We start from the raw sequence: 21,112 nt of genomic DNA on the forward strand, positions 1-21,112 counted from the left end.
GGGTGCCCTTGAACGCGCGGGTCGGTCCGCTCCGCGCTGACGAGCGCGACGCCGGCCGAACGTGCCGGCGACACGATACTGGGGACGCCAGCGCGGCGGCCGGAGCCCTACCGCGACCGGATCAGCTATCCCAAAACATAGCTTTCGTCGCCGAAGTCGGCAATGATCTTCAGCTTTCCGCCAAGCGCATGCACATAGGCGGCGAGCGTATCGACCTCGCTGCGGGTTAATTCACCTTTCTCGATCCGAGACACTCGCGCCTGCGTCACGCCCATCGCCTTCGCAATGTCCGTCTGCGTCGCATGCTGACGACGGCGCACCTCGGCCAGGCGGTAAGCACGAGCCTGCGCGATCAACTCCTTCGCACCGGCATCGATACGCGCCCGCTCGTCGTCGGTGAAGCCGAGTTCGTCCTGCATGTCTTCCCAGGAGATCGCCTGGGGGTCCCTGAGGTGGTCCATCATCGCTCGCCGTCCTTCTCTTGCAGCCGACGCAGGTGCTCGGAATATGCCGATCCGGCGATCGGTATCGCCGTGTGGTACCACCGCCGCCAGTTGCCGGACTTGTCGCCGCCCACCAGCAAAACCACACCGCCGAATTCCCCCACGAAGTCCTCGGCCAACCCAGAGGTCGAACAGGCACACCCGGCAAGGCGATCGTCCCCGACCGCTGGCTGAACGACCGCGACTGGACCACATTCCCCACGACGCGGAACTAGACGATTCCGGCGACTGCCCCTACGCCGTTCCCATCCGGCGCTTCGCCCATTTCTCAGCCCGCAGCGTGCTTCCTTGATGCACTTGTCAGCCAACGCTGAGGTGGTCGGCAACGGATGTGTTGAGCACCCACGCCAGCGGGGTAGTCTCGCGAATCTCGTAACGATCATCGACCAGGCGGTACATCGTGACCGTCTGGCCGGCGTCCCGGTCGATCGTCCAGTACTGCGGAATTCCCGCGCCGGAATACTCCCCCGGCTTGGCGTCCATTCACGGGTTGGCGTCGTGAACGGGTCTCGTTACGCTGTGGCGGGTGTGGGTAGCCAGGGTCGGCCGGTCAGGGCACGAGTGATGGCGTCGAGGGCGGTGAGGCCGTGGTTGCGGGTGGTGGTGAGGTAGGAGTTGATCAGGCACCAGCGGTTGAGGGTGTGGTGGGTTTGCCAGTAGCCGGAGACGGCTTGGTGTCGTTTGGCGGGTTTGACGCCGCGTTCGGCGGCGTTGGAGGTCCAGTCGACGTTGAGGTGACTGGTGAAGTGCCAGACTTGGCCGGCGTGGGTGGCGAGCCAGGTGGCCAGGGTGTAGCCGGGGTGGTTGCCGTCGTGCCAGTCGCGGTGCCGGTTGTGGACGATGCCGCTGTCGACGGCTTTGTCGTAGCGTTCGCGTAGCCGGGCGAGCAGGTCGGGGTCCAGGGCGTTGTGGTGGCTGGCTTTCGCTTCCTGCACGGTGGTGTGGGCTGTGGTCAGGGCATCGGTGACCTGGCCGGTCCAGTGTGATTGCAGGGTGCCGGGGCCGATTTTTGCCACGGCGCGGCAGCGGCGCATGACGTGCTGGCAGCATTGCTGGATACCGGCCAGGACCGTGTCGACGCCGGACAGTAGCCCTTGGTAGGCGCCGTAGCCGTCGACGATCAGATGTCCGGCGAAGGTGCGCAGGGCGGCGATGACGGTGTCGTAGCTGCGGGAGGTCAGCCCAGTCAGCCAGGCGAGGCGCTCGTCGGGGGTGCGGATGGCCAGCACGTGCGGGCTGCCGGGTATCGGCTGCCGGGTGTCCTCATCGACTGCGGGGGTGACGACCTGCACGGGCGACTCGTCCGCGGTCAGGACCGGCTCGGCCATCAGGGCGGCGAGCATCGCCGTGTCGAACCCGGCCCGGGTCAGCTTCGCAGCCAGGCGGGCGTTGGCCCGGTCGACGAACCCGACCGACACGTTCTGGCCGTACAGGATCGTGATCAGATTGCTGGCGCGTTCGGTCGGGACGTTCCCGAACGCGGTCAACGCGACCGCGGCGGTGTTCAGGACCGGCCCGAAACTGATCCCGTTGACGACCCCGCCGTCCGGCGGCCGGGCGGTCGTCGTCGCTGTGCACGCGCAGCGCCGCCGGGGTAGCAGGTACTCGGCCCGCCACGGGAGGATCTTCACATCCCAGATCTGTGACCAGGCCGTACCGGCATCGGCCGCGCCAGTCAGATCGTCACCGCAGTCCCGGCACTCGACCGGCGGGTTCACCGGCAACCGCTGGGCCGGGTCCGGATCCCGCCGCAGCCCGTGCCCGGGATGCCCCGGCTGACCACCCTGAGACTTGTCCTTCGAACGCTGCCGCGACGATCCACCCCCGGCTTCCCGGCGGGCCACGCGCTCGGCCTTGCGGCGGGCCTTCGCCTCGATCGACTCCTTCGACGACGGCGTCCCCGAATCGTCGCTCCCCGAGCCCAGCCGCCGCTGCAACTCCGCGACCTGCAAGCCCAGCGCGTGCACCACCGCCTGCAACTCGCCGATCTGGGCGTCGCGGGCCGCCAGCACTTCCCGCAGCCCGGCGTTGGCACGGCGGAACTGCTCAACCAGCTCCACAGCAGACACATCGGACAAAAGTCACGATCATCGCTATCCACGCCGAAAGATCAAGCACCCCAGCCCGGCGCGTCACAAGCCAGAGCCGCTCAAACTCACAACCCGCAGATCACACCCCACCCGTGAATGGACACCCGGCTTGGCCACAGGGCCTTTGCAAGGTAGGTATTTGACCGCTTTTGCGCTACGTCAGTAGGCCGAGAACCCGCAGCGGTCGGCGGGGGTCTCTGGCGTTGGCGCGGAGCGCTCGGGCGATCGTGGTGGTGCCGGCCGGTCGGAGCACGCTGACCGCGATGTGTAACACCGCGATCGGCTGGCACCGCACCACCGGCGCGACCAACATCGTTTGCGCCACCCGCCAAGCCAACCGCCGCTCCCACGACCTAATTACCGCCGTAACCAGCAGTTACCCGAGAACGCAATGACCCTGCCTACCGAGCCGCGATCGACACTCGCGGGAAGCACGTCCACCTAACTGGCATGACGAGGGAAGTTAAGTACCATCAAGCATGTAACGCGTAACGCGCATAAATTTCCTCGTACCTATCACCGGCAATGTCAATGAAGCCATCATCGCCAACGAAATAGACGCCAGAGTCGTAGCATGCATTGAACATGCGAACCATATTGACAAGGTTCTCAAAGTCGATTTCGGTATCCTCTCCGACGATGAAGCGGGCCACACGCGCTTCGCTGCCAGGCGACCAGACGGCGGCATAGATATCACTGCCACCATTCTCCATGATTGGTAGCCAGAAGTCGCCGAGGACCGGGTCGCCAGCATAGACAGAGATCTGCCTCAGCGCCTCCTCGAAGGAGATAAGCATGTAATCGGGAATCAGGCTCGCCTCCTCAATTGTCTGCCCCCGTTCACCACCGACACCATTGTGCCAAGCGAACCACTCGACAACCCCTTGCGGTAACTCGCCGAGCGGCGAATCGATCGCAGTAACATCAAGGCCGGGCAACAGGTTGGCGACTACCGGACGATCCAACTCAACCAGGAACCGCTCCAATCGCGCGAGTTCATCCGTAAGGTCACTCAACGTCACTCACCCTTCACACGTACATAGAACTGGTCGCCGTTGCTAATATTGTTGCGCTTGTAGAACTCGTTCAGATGGTCACGGCCATGTGTGACATTCTGCTCTTTGTTAACCAGTCGAACGGTCGCCCCGGGTCCGCCTTCCTTCGTTGAAGCCGGCGGGAACTCCTCCCACGATAGTTCCTGGTCATTCACATCGGTGCCGAGCCCGTTCGGCCGAGGAAGGCCAGCCTGAGCCCTACGCCGATTGGTATCGATGTTCGCCCTGCCGGTCTGACGAGTCAAGATCGGACTTCCACCGTTTCTCTTGTAGTTCCGGAAGTTGTCCGCGATGTCTGGGAAGCGGTCAGAATCGATCTCATGTACCGGCAGCCGTACGTTATCACCGTTAGCGTCGGTGACGTTGATCTTTGGATCGTCAATGGGGCAGCCGGCGATGTTGTGCACCAGCAGCGACCGGCCGGCAGCCACAACATAGTACGTGTGGACGTCGGCGACGGTGAGGTCGCGCATGTCCTGGGCGCCGGTGAAGTTGTGGACCTCGACGACCTCGGCGGTCGCGCCCTCGTCCGTCTTGAGTTCGTCGCCGGGCTTCAGGTCGACCGCGTTTGACCACTCGTTGGTGGTGCGGTTCCAGAACGGGTGGTGCTGCGTGGTGTGCAGGACCGTCGTCGTGACGCCGACCGCGACCACCGCCGCCGCGACCAGGGCCGCGCCGACCTTGGCCACCTTCGAGGTCTTCGAGGACGCCGCCTTGTCGGCGCTCGAGGACTTCACGCGGATCGTCAGATCGGTGAGTTCGGTGTCGTGGTTGAGCCACAGCCTTATAACGGGCTTCGCCGACGTCGTGCCGGTGTCAGGGTCGGTGGCCGCGACCTCGTCGCCGAGCTTGACGTCCTCGATCTTCTTCGTCGAGCCGTCGGCCATCAGGACGGCGGTCTGTGGGTCGAAGCTGTGTCTGCCGCACGGCGACCTCTTACCGGCCCTACCCCCGGTGAACGCACCCGTGACGCCGCTGATAGCGGCACTGGTGCCGACTTGGCCCCAGTCGACCTTGCCGGTCGTACCGACCTGGCTGACCACGTCCGAGATCGCGCCGTTCACCACGCCGCTCAGACCGCCCGAGAGCGCGCCCGCGACCACCTTGCCGAAGGTGTTGACCGCCAGGCCGCCCAGCTTGTTCGCCGCCCAGCACGCCACCTTGCCGCCGACCACGCCGCCCAGGTAGCCGCCCGCCGCGCCGGCCAGACCCTGCAGAGCACCTGTACCGGCCGAGCCCAGGGCGTCCTTCCAACTGTGGATATTGCCCTGCGCGGCGTCCTTCGCCAGGTTGATCAACGCCGACGCGCCAACCATGCAAGCGACCGCTCCGACGCCACCAGTCGCCGCCGTACAGGCCAGGCCGGCTGCGATGCCGCCGACGACCGCCAGGCCTTCGATGATGGCGTTCTTATGGTCCTTGACGAACTTGACCGCGGCCTTGGATGCGTCGGCGATCTTCTTGACCACCGGCATCTTCATCGCCTGGGTCTTGGCGTAGCTGCCCGCCTGTCTGGCCTTCGCGACGGTCGCGGTATAGGCCTTCGAGATCTTGTGGCCGACCGCCGCGACCATTTTCCTGCCCGCCTGCACGGCGGAGTTGACGGTGTTGACGATCGGGGCGACGAACGGCGCCGCGACCTTCCACGCCGCCTTGCCGAAGTCGACCGCGGCCGACACGAACGAGCTGACCGCGTTGTAGACGACCGGCGGAGTGACCGTCTTGATGAAGTTCGTGGTCGCGTTCCACGCCTTCGTCAGCGTTTTCAGGCCCCAGTGGCCGGTCGGGTCCGTGGTCGTCAGCGGGTTGTCGTCGCCGTAGGCATAGCGGTTGGCCGCCGCCGAACTCGGGACCGGGCTGTTCGATACCGTGTCGCGGGTGTCGAACTGGCCGGTGTCGGTGTTGTACCAGCGGGCCATCATGTTGACCCGGTTGGTCGTCGTGTCGGTCCACTCCGACTGGTAACCCAGGCTGCCCTGCATGCCGGTAGTGGCGAGGACCTTGCCCAGCGGGTCGTAGACCGTCGTTCCGGACAGGGCCGTACCCGTCGCCGTGAACAGACCGGTGATGTCGTCGTGCAGGTCGGTGTAGGCGTACTGCGCCGAAGCGCCTTTCACCCCGACGACCGCGCCGCCCGGATCCCGGGTGTACGTCGCCGTCGTGTCCGCGGCGAGGTCGTTCTCGAGACCCGAGTACGACAGGCCCGTCTTCGTCTGCCGGCCCAGACCGTCGTAGGTGTAGGTCGTCGTGCCCTGCTGCAGCACCTGGCCGAACGCGTCGGTCTTCGTCAGCGTGCCGTTGACCGAGGCGAGCGTTCCGCGCGGCGTGTAGGTGTAGGTGGTACCGCTGGACTGGGTCAGCAGGCGGTTGCGCTGGTCATAGGTGAACGTCTTGGCGCCGTTGGTCAGCCGGTTGCCCGACTTGTCGAAGGTGTAGTTCGTCGTGGTGGTGCCGTTGTTCCACGACGTCAGGCGGTCGGCCAGGTCGTACGTGTAGGTGTTGGTGACCGTGCCGCCGAAGCCGACCGTGGCCTTCGACGTCTCGTTGCCGTTGTTGTCGTAGCCGTACGTGATCTTCGCGACCGACGCGCCGCCCGACGTCTTCAGCTCGTCCGTCTCCAGGCGGTGCTGGTTGTTGTAGCCGAAGGTGCGCACGTTGCCCGTGCCGCCGTAGGTGACGGTCTTGGGCTGGTTGATGGTGTTGTACGTCAGCTTCGTCGCGACCGACGTGCCCGTGTTCGTGACCGTGTCGAGACGGCCGGCCGAGTCGTAGGCGTACGCCGTCGTCCCGGCCGCGTCCAGTCGGCTGCCCAGCTGGCCGTCGGCCTTGTACCCGAACGTCGCCGAACCCGAGATGCCCGACGTCGTACGCAACAGACCACGGTCGTCATAGGTGAAGGTGTTCGCGTCGCCGGAGACCGTGGTCGAGGTGAGGTGGCCCGCGAGGTCGTAGCCGAAGCTCCGCGCGGCGGTCGTCACCTCCGCCCCGGTGCCCGTCTGGCCGGTGAGCTTGCCGACCTCGTTGTACGTATTCGTGATCGTCACGCCGCCGGGCAGCGTTTGCGTCGCCGGGCGGGCGAGCGCGTCGTAGGCGACCGTGAACGTGCGGTCCGACAGGTTCGGGTGCGCCGTCGTCGACGGCTCGATCTGCTCCTCGGGCAGATTCCAGGAGTTGTACTTCGTGATGAACGCGTTCCCGCGCCCATCGGTGAACCGGGTCTGGTTGCCCGCCACGTCGTAGCCGAACGACGTCACGATGTTGTTCGCCGCCACCGTGTCGACCGGCTGGATCTGCGACGTGACCCGGCCTTCGACGTCGTAGGTGAACGTGTTCGTCGTGTTGCGGGCGTCGGTCTTGGTCAGGATGTTGCCACCACGGTCGTACGTCTGCGACGTCGTGGTCAGCGCCGTCCCACCGCCGGCGGCGAACGTCTCCGTCTTCGTCGGGCGGCCGCTGACGTCGTAGGTGACCTGGGTGTACGAGTTGTCGGCGAGCGTCGTGCGGATCGGGCGGCCGACGGCGTCGTACGTCGTCGTCGTGACGTTGCCCGCGCCGTCCTTCGACGTCTGCACGTCGCCGGCGGCCGTGTACGTCAGCTCCTGAGCGACGCCCGTCGGGGAGGTCGTCTTCTTCAGCTTGCCGTCGGTGCCGTACTCGAACGTCGTGTCGTAGTGCGTGTTGTCCTGACGCACGACCGCCGAGGTCGTCAGCCTGCGGGCCAGGAAGTCATAGGTGTTCGTGGTCGCCGCGCCGGTCGGGTCGGTGACCTTGAGCTGGTCGCCGTTGAGGTCGTACTCGAACTTCGTCACGCCGGTGTCCGCCGCGACCGTCTTGGACACCCGGCCCAGCTGGTCGTAGTAGTACAGCGTGTCGTGGCTCAGCGCGTCGGTCAGCTTCACCAGCTGACCGGTGTCGTCGTAGACGCGGGTCGTGGTCGGCGTGACGGCCGTGGACGAGCCCGGCGGCGTGTAGGACGGCGCGATGCTCGTCAGGACGCGGCCCGCCGAGTCGTAGGTCGTCCGCGTCACGTTGCCGCGCGGGTCCTTGACGTGCGTGCGCGCGCCGAAGGTGTCGTAGCCCATGTACGTCACCGGGCGGGTCGACACCGGGGCTCCGCCGTCGGACTCGGCCTGCACGGCCGGCCCGGTGACGACCGCGAGACGGCCGGCCTGGTCGTACGTGTTGTCGGTGACGTTGCCCATCGGGTCCGTCTCCGACAGCACTCGGCCGGCCTTGTCCAGCTTCGACGTCGAGCGGGTGACGGTCGCGCCGGCCGCCGGGGCGGCGCCCGAGTACACCTGACCGATCTCGGCCGAGCTCAGCGGACGCGAGTACGCCTGCACGTCCGCGATGAGGCCGGTCAGGTACGGCGCCTGAGCGCCGGGCGAGACGCGGCCGATCTCCATCGGGCCGCGCGGCTTCCAGCCCTGCGTGAACGACGTCGTCACGGGCGTGCCGTTGTTGACGATCAGCGAGATCGTGTGCGCCTCGGCGTTGTAGACGCCGACCAGGTGGGTCCACGCGTTGAGCGGCGCCGTCGAGGCGGCCGTCACCCGGGTCTCCGGGGCGAGGCCGTCGTCAGCGGAGGCGAAGGTCAGGCTCCACCGGCCGCTGTTGTCCGGGATGTACTGCAGCGCGAAGGCGGACCGGTTGATGCCCCGCTGCGCCACGATCGTGCTCGCGTTGAGACCGCTGCCGCCGGGCGTCTTCACCCACGCCGAGATGGTGAAGCCGTTCGTCGTGTCCAGCACCGTGCCCGGCGTGGAGACGTACGACGTCTGGCCGTTGAAGGCCATCGACCCGCTCGTCGTCGCCGGGTGGTCGGTCGACCAGGTGACTGCCGAGCCGCTCGCGCCCGCGTTACCGACCGAGTCGCCGGCCTGGGCGCCGGAGCCCTCGTCGAGCTTCCACCGGGCGACCGGGGTAAGGCCGGGCGTGTTGTAGATGGTCTGCGAGGTCTCGCGGCCGAGTTCGTCGTAGGTGTTCTCCGAGCGCGACAGGACCGTGCCGGAGCCGTCGGTGACGACGCTGGCGATCGCGTGGTCGTCGGGCGACAGCGACAGCGTGGTGATCCGGTTGATCCCGGCCGGGTCGAACGTCTCCCCGGTGACCCGGGAGGCGTTGTCCAACGTGTACGTCTTGGTCGCGGTGCCGTTGTCGGTGATGCTCTTCACGACGTTGCCGGCGCCGTCGAAGTAGTTATCAACCTCGATGAAGTCCGGCTGACCCGCGGTCGGGTTCTTGCGGATGACCTGCGCCTCGAGCCCATTGTCCGTGTACTTGTGGACGGTCTGGAAGCCCATGGCGTCGATCTCGACAACCAGGCGCCCGTTGGCGTCGTACTGCTTCTCGGCCAGCGTCAGCGTCGTCGGCGCGGACGGTGCGTTCGGGTCGCCGGTGTAGTTCTGGATGCGGGTGAACCGCAGCCGGTGCTCGGCGTCGTACTCGTTGAGCGTGACCCCGCCGTCCGGCTCGATCTCCTTCACCACGTCGCCGGAGACGTCGTACTCGTAAGTCGTCGTCTTCCCGCCGACCGTCTCGGTCGCAGTCTGCCCGTAGTTGTTGTACGTGCTCGAGTCCGTCCGCGACGCGTCCCCGCCGGTCGGGTCCGACACGACCTGCGACGTCACGTGCCCGTCCACGTCGTAGGTCGTCGTGGTCACCGTCGTGTGGTTGGCGCCCGTCACCCGGTTCGTCACCGCGGCGCCGGTCTGGGTCAGCACCCGGTTCTGGCCGTCGTAGGTGAACGTGCTGCCGGACCCGGCCGGCGTCGACTCGGAGACCTCGATCTGGGTCTTGATGCGGCCGAGGTTGTCGTAGGTGAACGTGACCGTCTTGCCGGCCGGGTCGGTCAGCTTGGCGATGTCGCCGTTGGCGTAGTAGTCGATCGTCTGCAGCGCGCCCGACGGCAGCGTCACCTGCCGCTGGAGGCCCTTCGGCACGTAGGTGCCGGCCGGCGCGCCGAACGCCTGCGTGGTCGCCGTCGTCAGGTCGGTCTTGGTGATCCGGCCCAGCGGGTCCTTGGTGGACGTCCGGTTGCCGTTCTCGTCGTACGTGTACTCGGTGACGTACCGGTTGTCGGTGGCGCTGGTGGAGCGGCCGTCACGCTGCCGGATGAGCATGTCGTTGCGGCGGTCCGGGCTCGGCGTCTTGTTGCTCGCGCCGCCGTCTGGGAAGTACTCGAAGTAGACCGTGCTGCACACGTTGTTCTTCTGCAGCTGACACGTCGCCGTCGAGACCACGTTGCCGCGCACGTCGTGCTCGTTGGTCGTGATGTTGCCCAGCGGGTCGGTGGTGGTGCGCAGGAAGCCGTTCTCGCTGTAGCCGTAGCGGGTTTCGTTCCCCAACGCGTCCGTCTCGGCAACCTTGCGGCCCGTGCCGAGGTCGAAGGTGTACGTCAGGACCCGGTCGTTGGGGTCCTGAGGGTCCTTGGGGGCCTTGACGGTCACGATCTTCACCGGCACGCTGGCGTTCTTGCTCTTCCGCCAGGCCGCGTACTGATTCGCGACCGTCCCGGCCGAGATCTGGTTGCGGTAGTAGGCGACGTCGGAGATGAAGCCCTTGAAGTAGCTGACGGTGCCGCTGGTGCTGGCCCAGTTCGGCCAGGTGCCGGCGCCCACGGTGAAGTGCGTCGTGTTGTCCGAGGCGAGCGTGCTCGAGCCGGACGCGACCTCGACGCCGTCGAGATACAGCTTCTGACTGGTGCCGGACGAGGCGACGGCGGCGTGGTGCCAATTGCCGTCGTTGACGGTCGCCGCCGAGGCGAGTTGCAGGGCGCCGGAGTTGGTCCACCACCCGGCCCGCAGCTTGCCGTCGGTGCCGACGTACAGGTGCGGCGTGTACCACGTCGCCGTGGCCATGGTGTTGTTCCACGAGCCGAGCAGCATCCCGCCCGCGGTCTGGGTCTTGAACCACAGGCTGGCGGAGAAGGCGTTCGAGGTCGGCACGTCGCTGCCGGGACCGGTGTCGGGCAGCTGCAGGTACGACGAGGAGCCGTCGAACTGGGCCGCGGTCGAGTCTTCGAACAGACCGCTGGGCAGGCCGAGGTCGACGTTGTTGTAGGCCGCCGGGTTGCCGTTGACCTCGTTGGTCGCGTAGGCCACGCCGCCGCCGTCGCCGAGCCGGTAGTAGTCGGCCGGGGAGCCGGCGAGCACTGCGGACGCGTACACCTTGCTGGAGCCCCGGGTGGTCGGCGGGGTGAGCTCCCACACTCCGCCGTTGGAGTCGGTCACCGTCTTGACCGTCGAGTCCTTGGGCTCGTAGACGACGGTCGCGGTGGCGTTGCCGGACGGGCGGATGACTCCGGTCAGCGGGCGGGCGGTCGCGGTGCCGGCCTTGTAGATCGAGGCGATGTTGGCCGTCGACAGCGGACGGTCGAAGGTGGACACCTCGGCCATCGAGCCCTTGAACCAGCCGACCGCCGGGCCGCCGTTCGCGGCCGGCTCGTCCGGCCAGGTGCCGCCCCACCAGCCGGCGCCGAAGGTCGCGGTGGTGGCGGTGTTGTACTGCAGCATGTCGATCGTGCCGTCGCGGGAGCCCTGGAACACGTTGTCGAGGTAGAGCCTCTGGGTGCTGCCGGCGCCGGACAGCACCACGTGGTGCCAGTTGCCGTCGTTCACCGCGGCGAGGCTCGGGATCGGCTGCGCCGAGCCCATCCAGAACTCGCCGTAGAGCTTGCCGCTGGTGCCGATGTACAGCGCCGGGGTGTATCCGCCGGTCTGGCTGCCCGCCGTGACCGGGTCCTTGGCGAACCCGAGCAGCACGCCCTTGTCGCCGGGCGCGGCCTTGAACCACATGCTGACCGACTGGTACCCGCCGCTGAACGGCAGTTCCTGGGACGGCACATACATGTACGATGACGTGCCGTTGAACGCGGCGGAGGTCATGCCCGATCCGGGCAGCGGACTTGCCCCGCCGAGCGTGACGTTGCCGTAGTTGCCGTTGTCCGCGCCCTGGTTCTCGATGACCTCGCTGGTCGCGACCGTCGCGCCGGAGGTCTCGCCGAGGCGCCAGTAGCCCCGCGGCCCGAGGTTCTGCACGGCGGACTGATACAGCGAGGCGTCGCCGTAGGTGTAGCTGTGGCACTCGGTGCTGGACGTGGGCGGGCAGACCGTCCGCAGCTGACCGTTTCCGTCATAGGTGTACGACCAGGTCAACGCCGATCCCGGATCCCCTGCCACGGCCGGGTCGGTGGTGACGGTGGCGATCCGGGCGGGTGCGCCGGGCGGCACGACGACGGTCGGGCTGTAGGTGATCTGGGTGTTGCTGGCCAGCACCGCCTGGTGGTACGAGTACTTGACTGCGGCCGTGCCGGTGCCGTTCTCGACACCGACGACGGCGCTGATGCCCTTGTCCTCGTTGTTGGTGCTGTCGATGTCGTTGTACGAGAAGGTGATGACGCCGTTCTCGCTGAGCGTCGCCTTGACCGTGACCCGGGTCCCGCGGCCGAGCAGGAGGGCGTTGTACCACTCGACGCTGAACGACCGGTTGGGGGCCGTACCGCTGGTCTTGGTGGTGATCTTCGAGGAGCCGTCGATCTCGAAGTCGTCCCAGAACGGGTACAGCGCGTTGTTCGGGGCGGCGGTGTTGGGGATATCGCTGTTGATGCCGTCGGCGAATCCCGCCATGGCGTCGAAGGCGATGACGCCGTTGGTGGACACCCGCGCGGTGGTGTGATTCTCGCCGTACAGCGGGAAGGTGAACGGCAGGGTCACCTCGGTCGTCGCGTCGTCGCCGGTCAGCGCCAGGACGGTGGCGGCCGGGTCATCGGTCTGGTCGACGAACGTCGCCGGGCCGCTGGTCTGCGTGTAGCTCGGTGTGCCGGCGCCGGAAGCGGACCACGTGACGTGCAGCGCGCGGCCGGATGCCGACGTGATGGTGTCGATGCGGTTGTTGGTGTACGTGAACGTCTCGGTCCGGTCGGAAGAGTCCGTGATCGAGGTGATGCCCCACGTGTACGGCGTGGTCGCGCTGCCCGTCACCAGCGGCGCGGTGAACAGGTAGGTGGTGCCGTCCTTGTCGACGAGCTTGTAGCCCGCGCCCGCCCCGAGCGAGGTGAAGGTGGCATACCGCCCGGACGGCGGCGAGAACGTACCGTCGCTGTTGCGACCGAACGCGATCTCCTGGCCGGCCGGGTACCGCACGGTGACGGTGTTGACCGCGGGCGTGGCATCGCCGGACATGACCTCGGTGACGGACAGGTCGAAGACGCTGGACCAGCCCGGGCCGAACGCGGAGTTGGTCCGCGGGTCGAGGCTGTTGTAGTCGCGCTCGATGGTCAGCGCCGGGCCGACAGTTGCCACGCTCGCGTCGGTCGCGGACGTCGTGTAGTTGCGCACGCTCGGCTCGTAGCCCAGGTCGCCGTTCTGCGACAGCGTCGAGGTGATGTCGGGCTGCGGCACGTTGGTGGAGAAGGTGTACCAGTCCTCATTGATCTGCGTGGAGGCGCCGTCGTTGGCGTAGGCGATCCAGTAGTACTGCTCGCCCCACTTGAGCTTGTCGGCAGGGACGCGGAGGGCAGGCGAGGCCTGGAAGCCCGACGTCCAGACGTTGGCGCCGTTCTTGTCCTGGACGACGAAGTTGTACTGGAGGTTCGCGTTCGGCGCGTGGTCGGGGTCGTACGCCACGACCTGGAGCTCGGGGGTGAGTGAGGTGACCGAGTAGCCGTACGGCGGCAGGTTGCTCGTCACGACCGGCGTCTCGAACTGGTACGTGATCTCGAGGAACGGCGCGTATTCGATGCCGAAGTTCGCGGTCGTGAATTTCTTCCAGTGCATCGGGTCGGTCTGCGACGTCGTGATCGCCAGGCCGTTGTTGCCGACGTTGCGAGCCCAGTTGTTGAACGTGCCCGTGGTCAGGTTGACGGTCATCCAGACGCCGATGTCCCGGTGGCCGTCGTCGTTGGTGCAGGCGACGCCAGGGTTGGCGGTCAGCGAGCCGATCGCGCCGCCGAACGCCGGGCCGGGATAGGTCAGATTGCCCGGGTTCCAGCCGACCGTGATCGGGTTGACCTCGAAGGACTTCGGCGCGCACGTGTACGCCCACGAGTCGTAGACGTTGAGCTTCGCCGCCGTCACATTCACGTTGGCGAACTGGCTGTAGAAGTTGTTGAACTTCACGAACGAGTACGCCTTGACGCCCAAGCCGTTGTTGCCGATCGACATCTCGTGCTGGGTCTGCTGGTCGCTCGTGCGGTCGTTGCGCACGGTCGTGTCCTGCGACGCTTCCTGCGCCGTCGTCACCGTCGGGTCGACCACCACCGGCCACACCCGCTCGGCATCCGCCAGCCACGCCTCGTCGACGCTCACCTTCAGCGCCGGCTTGCCGTTCACCGTGGTCAGCTGGTACTTCGCCTCGGTCGCCTGCTCGAACCCGCCCGACTGCGGGTCGAACTTCGAGTCGTGCACGACGCCGCTCGGGATGGTGCCCGCGACCTTGCCGTCCTTGCCCACCAGCTCGATCGCGCCGTCGGCTCCGGTGCGCGCCGTCAGGTTCGTCAGGCTCAGCGGGAACACCCACTCGCTGCCGGCGTCCACCGAGGCGACGACGAGGTTCTCCTTGACGCCGTCGCCGGTCGCCCGCAGTTCCAGGTCGACGCCCGGCAGCACCGCCTTGTAGGTGGCCGTGTCGCCCTTCACCTCGGCGGGCGCCTTGGCCGCACCCAACAGGGAGTAGCCGAACGTGCCCCCGCCGATGTTCTTCAGCGTCACCAGGTTCGGGTCGTCGGCCGTCTTGGCGACCGAGACGTCGGCGGCGGAGACCTTCGGCTGCAACCGATCGCCCTGCGCCACAAGGCCGGTGTCGATGCGCTTCCAGGTGCCGTCCGCGGCCTTGATGTTGACCCGGCCCGCGAACTGCTTGCGGGTGAACGAACCGTCGGCGTTCTGGTACAGCTCGGAATCCTCGCTGCCCTTGGCCGGGACCAGCTTGCTGGTCTTGGCGTCGAAGCTCGCCGGCCCCGACTTCGTCGCCGACTTGCCGACCGCGACCTTGTGCTTCGGCGCCTCGTAGGGCCCGGTCGCCCCGATGCCCTTGCCGGCCGGGCTACCGGCGCCGCGCTCGGCGCGCCCGAGCGCGTCGAGCTGCTCGCGACTCAGCGCCCTGGCCGGCGGCGCGGACTGCTGCTTCGGCACGCCGTTGAACGCCTCGCGGCCGAGGTCTCGCGAAGAGTCCGGCTGCAGCCACGATGGCAGGTGCAGCGGGAAGCCCGCACCCCGGGCGTCGTGCACGACGCCCGGCGGCACGGAGGCCACCAGCGGTCATGCCGGTGCCTCCCCGTGAAGCAACAACTGCCACGGAGAGGCTCACCCAGCAGACTCACAGAAACAATGACCGTTCAACCGATAGACATCGACGAATGATCACCCTGTGTCCGATTTCAGCAACATTGATCAACGTCATGCAGATACTCCCCCACACCCCACCTGGGCAGCCAATATGACGGTTGCCTAACAGACTGGCCATCATCACTGGGATAGGAGTCACTGTCATCAGTTTGAGCCGCTGCCACCGCATTCGTGATCAAACGGACAACCTCATCGTGCGGGGTGATGCCGTCCACAGTGGACACGTTGGCCGTCGCGTTACCACCCACGGTGACGAACCGCTTGGCCGGGAAGGTCTTCGCGCCCTGAGCGACGGCCCGCACCGGCAGGTCGCCGGCGGCGAAGATGAGGCCGCAGCCGCCCTGCGCGAGGCTGTTCAGGAACGTGACCGCGTTCTCCACGGTCTGGACGCCGGTGATCTCGAGGTACTGCACCTTCGCCCTGGTCTGGCGCGACGCGTCCTGCATCGCCGCCCAGATCGGCTCGGCCGCCAGGTCCCGGACCCCGTCCTGCGGTGTGAGCAGGCAGGCAGTGAACTGCAGGTACTCGCGCTCCCGGGAGGGCTCGGGCGCCGGGTCCGGCCACAGCGCGATCGCCAACACGATCGCGACGACGAGCGCGGCCGCGCCGCCCGCGAGCCAGCGCTGAGCAATCGTGTACCGCCGCCACCAGGCGACCGGTTCTTGCTTCGTCTTCTTGCGAGCCATGAGATGCCCTCCCCCGTCGTCGCCTTCCGCGGCGCACACGCTAGGAGATGGACGCCGGAAACTCCAGAGAGACCGAGGCTCGCCCGCCGTACACCGGACGCGTGGCCCTGCGCATCCTCGGCACCCCGCAACAGCGGACGATCCTGGCATGCTGGCCATCCAGCCGGGCCGCGTGGCGTGGGTCCAACGCAAGTACGTGGCGCGGAGCCACCGGGGGCGCAGGCGCCGGCTCCCGCGCCCAGGCCGTTCACCCCCGGATCACCACGGATCGCGGAGGCCAAACGCGTCCCGCAGCGCCGCGAGGCCGTTGTCGAGGTGGACCATCGTGAGGTCCAGCGCATGAACACCGTGGTCGTAGGGCACGAAACCGAGGATCTCCCACGCCTGCTGCACCTTTTTCAGGGCTTCGGTGTGGCGAACATCCGTGCGGGGTACGCCGATCGGAAAAGGAAGGCACGCCGCGAAACGGGCGTCGCGCCCAAGCCGTCTGATTGCGTGGCCCGCGAGTAGGGGGCCGAGGCCGTGTCCTCGCCAGCGCTTGCCAAGTTCGATACGGTCGACGACGGGAACCGAACCGCCGCCACCGACCCCGAAATCCTCAAGGTCATCTCGCAGGTCGCCAGTGCGCGGGTCGAAGATCGCGCTACCGATCGACTCCAGGTCCCCCGCTCAGCGCATCCGGCCCATCCCAGGGATGCCTGCACTCCACCCGCGTCCCACAGTTGGTGGGCAGACGATCATGCCGAATCTGGGCTGTGGGCTGCGAAAATGGGCAGGGTGAGGCCGGATGGTCGTGTGCCTACGCGCTGACCTGGTCAGGCGGGGTGGATCGCGGTGATTCGCGGTGGTTTGGGCACGCCGACGGCGGTGAACAATGCCTGCTGTGGTTCATTGAGAGATGTCGTTTGCAGGACCTGACCGTCGGGGCCCTGCAACAGGACCTGGTGCACCCGCGACAGCTGGGTGTTGATGAAGTTCCAGGTCTGTGCGGTGCGCCGCTCGGCGACCCGCACGAGCAGCAGCGCCAGCCAGCAGAGCAGAAGGTGGGCCTGGATGCGCTGCCGGGCGAGCGCGGCCTGGGCGTCGGAATGGAAGCGTGCCGAGTCAATCGGCGGTGGTGATCGGTGTGGCGTTGCCGGCCCGGGTCGGCGGGCGAGTTTCGGCGCGTTGCGGCGCCCGCCTCATTCGTCCGGCGAGGAATACGTCGACGGAGTGAACACAGTGGGCTCCACCGGATCAGGAAAATCGTCGGGGAACGCCCTGTTCTTGTGCTCCTTGGAGAACACCGCCACGAGAAACTCTACCAAGCCTCCATCGAATGCAGGCCAATCGAGAAAATTTCTCGCCTGATTCACGACTATCGTCCACCGGTCGGGTTGATCCAGCGGCTTCCTGACCCAGTAGACCGTATCACCATTATCGGTCCCGGCCACGGGCAGGAGCGATGACGGTTCGACCGGCAACTGCTCGCCGTGCTGAACAAATTGTTGGACCCGCCACTCGCCCCGGCCCGCCTGATGGAAGATGTCCACCCATTGGCTTGCAGCTCCGGGCGTATAGACCTCCAGGAAGTCTCCAAACCTGCCCGGCCCGTACACCTCGACCAGCCGTTTGTAATCCGCGGGCAGTACGACGCCGAGACGCGACTCGACATCGCGCCAGTCCGGAGCTGGCCGCCCAGCGCTGGGCGGCGGAACCATCTCGACGAGGCGCGCGTTTGGCCCGAAGATCCTCTCACCCACGTAGCTGAAGAAGCCACCCATAGTCACGCGTCCCTTGAACTTCGAACCCTCGAGTCCGATGCGACGTTCTCGCATGGCATTCTCACAATAGGCTCATGTGATGCGGTTCGTGGCACCGCCCAGGAGGGTCCAACCGTTCTTCTCGATGAAGTTCAAAGCCGTCATCTCAGCATGTCCCGGACCGTTGACGTGAAACTCACGAACGAGACAAGGTGGTGGCGCGGGCGCTTTCCGGCACTCCATACCTCAAGAAACTCGGCAGTGGCTCAGGTCCGATCCCGAGCTCCATGCACGCCCGTGATTATCCCGCCCGCAAAAAGGGCCTCGGCGACCCCACTTCAGGAAAGGGCGCCTGTCTGCTCGACGTCCGTCGCCGGTTGTCGGCGTTGCCACCTTCTCGGCGGTAGCGCAGGGGAACCACGCCGGATGGGACGACGCGGACTCAACCAGGTTCAAGGGGCCGGCCAGCGTGGCGGATTCGGAGACGCGACGGCCCTAGCACCGTGTTCGGCGTCGCTTAGTCGCCCGATCGGCGCTGGATCGCCTCCTGCGACGAGCGCGCGGTCGTGAAGCATGCCGCCGCCGACGCGGACCACCTGGTGTTGGCCGACGGCCAGAACGCCAACGGGCTCGCCTTCGGCCCCGACGGGTGGCTCGTCCCAGATCACGATCGCCGACGTCGAGTCCGGGGCGACCTGCCGGCTGGCCAGGTGGCGCAGCATCCAAGACGTGGCCTGGAGCCCGAACGGCACCCGGATCGCGGCAACCTGGTGCAGGTGTACGACGCGGTGACCGGCGCCATGGAGTAGGCCGCCGCGGTCGCGTTGACCCCGGACGGTGCCCGGGTCGCGGCGCCGAGTAGCTCAGCGTTGTCCGGCGCGTACGCCCGCCTCGATGCGGTCGCCGACGTGCTTGTCGATGTTGTGCCAGTACTCGAACGCGCGTACCAGCACCGGCTCGCTCACGCCCTCCAGAAGGTGGCCGACGACGTTGTTCACCAGGCGGTCGCGGGCCGCGTCGTCCATGATCTCGCGGACCAGCGTGCCGGGCTGGCCCCAGTCGTCGTCCTCGGCGTGCGCCGTCGCGGCCGCGCGGACCATGTCGCCGTCGGCGTACCACTTGCCGCCGTCGTCGGTCAGCTCCGGGCGGGCCTGCGGGCCGCCGTAGGAGTTGGGCGCGTACACCGGATCGGTCACGTTCTTGATCCTCATCGCGCCGTCCTTGGAGTAGCTGTGCACCTCCACCTTCGGCGTGTTGACCGGGATCTGCTTGTAGTTGACGCCGAGCCGGGCCCGGTGCGCGTCGGAGTAGCTGAAGCCGCGGGCGAGCAGCATCTTGTCCGGCGACAGGCCGGTGCCGGCCACGACGTTGTTCGGCTCGAAGGCGAGCTGCTCCATCTCGGTGTGGTAGTCGCTGACGTTACGGTTGAGCGTCATCCGGCCGACCTCGCGCAGCGGATAGTCCCCGTGCGGCCAGATCTTGGTGAGGTCGAAGGGATTGAACCGGTACGTCCTGGCGTCCTCGAACGGCATGATCTGCACGTTGAGCGTCCAGCTCGGATACTCCCCCGCGGCGATGTGCTCGTACAGGTCGCGCTGGTGGAAGTCGCCGTCGGCCGAGGCCATCCGGTCGCCCTCCTCCTGCGTGAAGCACTCGATGCCCTGGTCGGTCTTGAAGTGGTACTTGACCCAGAACCGCTCGCCCTTGGCGTTGATCCACATGTACGTGTGGCTGCCGTACCCGTTCATGTTCCGCCACGTCCGCGGGATCCCCCGGTCCCCCATCAGATAGGTGACCTGGTGCGCCGACTCGGGCGAGAGCGTCCAGAAGTCCCACTGCATGTCGTGGTCGCGCAGGTTGTTGTCGGCCCGCCGCTTCTGGGACCGGATGAAATGCTGGAACTTCAGCGGATCCTTGATGAAGAAGATCGGCGTATTGTTGCCGACGATGTCGAGGTTGCCCTCGCTCGTGTAGAACTTGACCGCGAATCCCCGCGGGTCGCGCCAGGTGTCGGGGCTGCCCCGCTCCCCCGCGACGGTGGAGAACCGGACGATCACGTCGGTCTCGGCCCCGGGCTGGAACACCGCCGCCCGGGTGAAGCCGCTCAGGTCCTGGGTCGTCCTGAACGTGCCGAAGGCGCCGCCACCTTTCGCGTGCGGCTGGCGCTCGGGAATGCGCTCGCGGTTGAACGCCGCCATCTGCTCGATCAGGTAGTGATCCTGCAGTAGCAGCGGCCCGTCGGGGCCGACGGACAGCGAATGCTCGTCGCTGGCGACGGGAATCCCGGCGTCGGTCGTGGTCGGTGGGCGTTCGTTGGTCGTCACGCGGACCTCCAATGCCTCGAACGGGAATCCGGTTTCTCCGCCAACCGACGTTTCCTCGTGCGACGCCCGCGCGACGGCGGAACCCGGAATATCCCCCGGACCAATTCCGTCCACTCCAACCTGACACCGTTTCTGGAACGAGTCAAATCGAGCTCCCCCGCGGACCAACGGCAAGGTCGAACAGTTCAAGAATGGGCCAACCCCCGATCAGCCGACTGTCACCAAGGAGTACGACTAAGGCCTGTTGCAAACTCGGGTTTGGTGTCCGCGAGATGGAACAGTCCGGGTTGTGCGTCTCGTCGTTCCGGTGTGGTCCCGCATGTTGGGGTGCGGGTCTGGTCCGGGGTTGTCGAGGGCGTCGTTCCGGGAGTTCGCCGAGCACGCCGGCACCGGCCGTCTGGGGTGGCTGGTGCTGCGCTGCGGCCGCCGCGGTCGGGCACTGGTTGGGTGCCGGTCGGGGCGGTGGTGTCCGGTTGACTCGGGCAGGGCTCCTTGCAGCCCTTCATGGATCGCTTCGATGCCGTGGGTGGCGAGGGTGGTCTGTGCGGCGGCCCAATCCACCCGGGCGGTGCCGGGCACGGCTGGGTCGCTCAGCACGGTGTGCGCGCCGATGAGGGCGGCGACGAGGTCGCGGTCGCCGGTGAGGCCGCACTGTGGGCAGGTGTGGCGGCGGTGGTGGAGGTGTTTGGGGACGCGGGCGGTGCAGAGGCAGTGCTGGGTCCAGGCGGTGTGCCGGGTCCCGGCCCGGACCAGCCCACGTTGAGCGACGTTGGCGGCTTCCCGATCAAGGGCGGCGACGAGGATGCCGGGGGTGAACGCGTGGATGCTACGGCCCCACCGCCGTGCCCACGCCCGCAGGTCACCGGCCTCGACAACCAGGTCCGGGCCGTGGCTGGCCACGATGCCGGCGGCGACGATCCGGGCGCGGGTACGCCCGGCCTGGGTACGGGCCGCGCCGTCAGCAGCCGCCTGCCCGCGCAGCCGCAGGTAGCCGGCGGAGAGTTGGTCGCGGCGGTAGGCCTGCACCGGGATACCTGCCGTGTTGGCGATGCGGGCGCCGCCCGGCACCGCGACCTGTGCCGGGGGCAGGCCGGCGGCTTGGCGACGGTCGGCTCGCCGCTGCTGCCGGGGCGAGAGCCGGTATTGGGTGGGGTTGGTGGCGCGGCGGGAGCGTTGCAGGGGCGCGGTTACGCCGCCGCTGCCGCAACCGTTCCGCCGCGAGCCGGTCGGCGTCGGCGCCGGTCTTCGTGATCTGTGTGGCCCGCACCCCGGCACCACCACCGGCGATCGGGACGGAGACGACGGCCAGGTTGGACACGTTGACGTCGACGCCGCCGCGCCGGTGCAGGGCCGCGGCCGTCTGGCGG

Annotated in this window: 13 protein-coding genes; 1 reads left to right on the forward strand and 12 read right to left on the reverse strand. The window is 67.4% G+C overall.

Features of this window, described 5'->3' with window-relative positions; all coding sequences use genetic code 11:
• Window positions 1–125: 125 nt before the first annotated feature.
• The 10 genes from ACQPY0_RS50635 to ACQPY0_RS50680 form a co-directional block, all read right to left on the reverse strand.
• Entirely contained in the window at window positions 126–464 is a 339-nt protein-coding gene (locus ACQPY0_RS50635) for an XRE family transcriptional regulator (protein ID WP_432978304.1), read from the reverse strand.
• On the reverse strand, window positions 461–622 hold the full coding sequence (locus ACQPY0_RS50640) for a hypothetical protein (protein ID WP_432978307.1): 162 nt from the start codon (window positions 620–622) through the stop codon (window positions 461–463). The genes ACQPY0_RS50635 and ACQPY0_RS50640 overlap by 4 nt, the downstream gene beginning before the upstream one ends.
• A gap of 181 nt (window positions 623–803) precedes the next feature.
• The gene (locus ACQPY0_RS50645; RefSeq protein WP_432978310.1) at window positions 804–986 is read right to left on the reverse strand and encodes a Uma2 family endonuclease; all 183 of its coding nucleotides are present in this window, start codon (window positions 984–986) and stop codon (window positions 804–806) included.
• 29 nt (window positions 987–1,015) lie between these two features.
• The gene (locus tag ACQPY0_RS50650; protein ID WP_432978313.1) at window positions 1,016–2,563 is read right to left on the reverse strand and encodes an IS66 family transposase; all 1,548 of its coding nucleotides are present in this window, start codon (window positions 2,561–2,563) and stop codon (window positions 1,016–1,018) included.
• Between the two features lie 503 nt (window positions 2,564–3,066).
• Window positions 3,067–3,609 (reverse strand): hypothetical protein, encoded by a 543-nt coding sequence (locus ACQPY0_RS50655; RefSeq protein ID WP_432978316.1) that lies wholly within the window; start codon window positions 3,607–3,609, stop codon window positions 3,067–3,069.
• A gap of 2 nt (window positions 3,610–3,611) precedes the next feature.
• The gene (locus tag ACQPY0_RS50660; RefSeq protein ID WP_432978319.1) at window positions 3,612–14,900 is read right to left on the reverse strand and encodes a LamG-like jellyroll fold domain-containing protein; all 11,289 of its coding nucleotides are present in this window, start codon (window positions 14,898–14,900) and stop codon (window positions 3,612–3,614) included.
• 125 nt (window positions 14,901–15,025) lie between these two features.
• Entirely contained in the window at window positions 15,026–15,679 is a 654-nt protein-coding gene (locus tag ACQPY0_RS50665; RefSeq protein WP_432978322.1) for a hypothetical protein, read from the reverse strand.
• 258 nt (window positions 15,680–15,937) lie between these two features.
• Window positions 15,938–16,072: a hypothetical protein gene (locus ACQPY0_RS50670; protein ID WP_432978324.1), complete on the reverse strand. Its 135-nt coding sequence runs from the start codon at window positions 16,070–16,072 to the stop codon at window positions 15,938–15,940.
• Between the two features lie 422 nt (window positions 16,073–16,494).
• Window positions 16,495–16,692, reverse strand: a complete 198-nt coding sequence (locus ACQPY0_RS50675) for a hypothetical protein (protein ID WP_432978327.1) — start codon at window positions 16,690–16,692, stop codon at window positions 16,495–16,497.
• Window positions 16,693–16,860: 168 nt separating this feature from the next.
• The gene (locus ACQPY0_RS50680; protein WP_432978330.1) at window positions 16,861–17,442 is read right to left on the reverse strand and encodes an SMI1/KNR4 family protein; all 582 of its coding nucleotides are present in this window, start codon (window positions 17,440–17,442) and stop codon (window positions 16,861–16,863) included.
• Between the two features lie 545 nt (window positions 17,443–17,987).
• Here ACQPY0_RS50680 and ACQPY0_RS50685 point away from each other — a divergent pair.
• Complete coding sequence (locus tag ACQPY0_RS50685) at window positions 17,988–18,230, forward strand: hypothetical protein (RefSeq protein WP_432978333.1); 243 nt, start codon at window positions 17,988–17,990, stop codon at window positions 18,228–18,230.
• A 54-nt stretch (window positions 18,231–18,284) separates the two neighbouring features.
• Here the strand turns inward: ACQPY0_RS50685 and ACQPY0_RS50690 are convergent, their stop codons facing one another.
• Both ACQPY0_RS50690 and ACQPY0_RS50695 read right to left on the reverse strand, forming a co-directional pair.
• On the reverse strand, window positions 18,285–19,745 hold the full coding sequence (locus ACQPY0_RS50690; RefSeq protein ID WP_432978335.1) for a catalase: 1,461 nt from the start codon (window positions 19,743–19,745) through the stop codon (window positions 18,285–18,287).
• Between the two features lie 234 nt (window positions 19,746–19,979).
• Window positions 19,980–20,771, reverse strand: coding sequence for a hypothetical protein (locus ACQPY0_RS50695; protein ID WP_432978338.1), 792 nt, complete (start codon window positions 20,769–20,771; stop codon window positions 19,980–19,982).
• Between the last annotated feature and the right edge of the window lie 341 nt (window positions 20,772–21,112).

The sequence above is a fragment of the Dactylosporangium sp. CA-233914 genome (assembly GCF_050942935.1).
Taxonomy (GTDB): Bacteria; Actinomycetota; Actinomycetes; order Mycobacteriales; family Micromonosporaceae; genus Dactylosporangium.

Coding starts and splice junctions, on each gene's coding strand:
- ACQPY0_RS50635 (WP_432978304.1), bottom strand. CDS start 464: ATGATGGACCACCTCAGGGACCCCCAGGCGATCTCCTGGGAAGACATG.
- ACQPY0_RS50645 (WP_432978310.1), bottom strand. CDS start 986: ATGGACGCCAAGCCGGGGGAGTATTCCGGCGCGGGAATTCCGCAGTAC.
- ACQPY0_RS50665 (WP_432978322.1), bottom strand. CDS start 15,679: ATGGCTCGCAAGAAGACGAAGCAAGAACCGGTCGCCTGGTGGCGGCGG.
- ACQPY0_RS50680 (WP_432978330.1), bottom strand. CDS start 17,442: ATGGGTGGCTTCTTCAGCTACGTGGGTGAGAGGATCTTCGGGCCAAAC.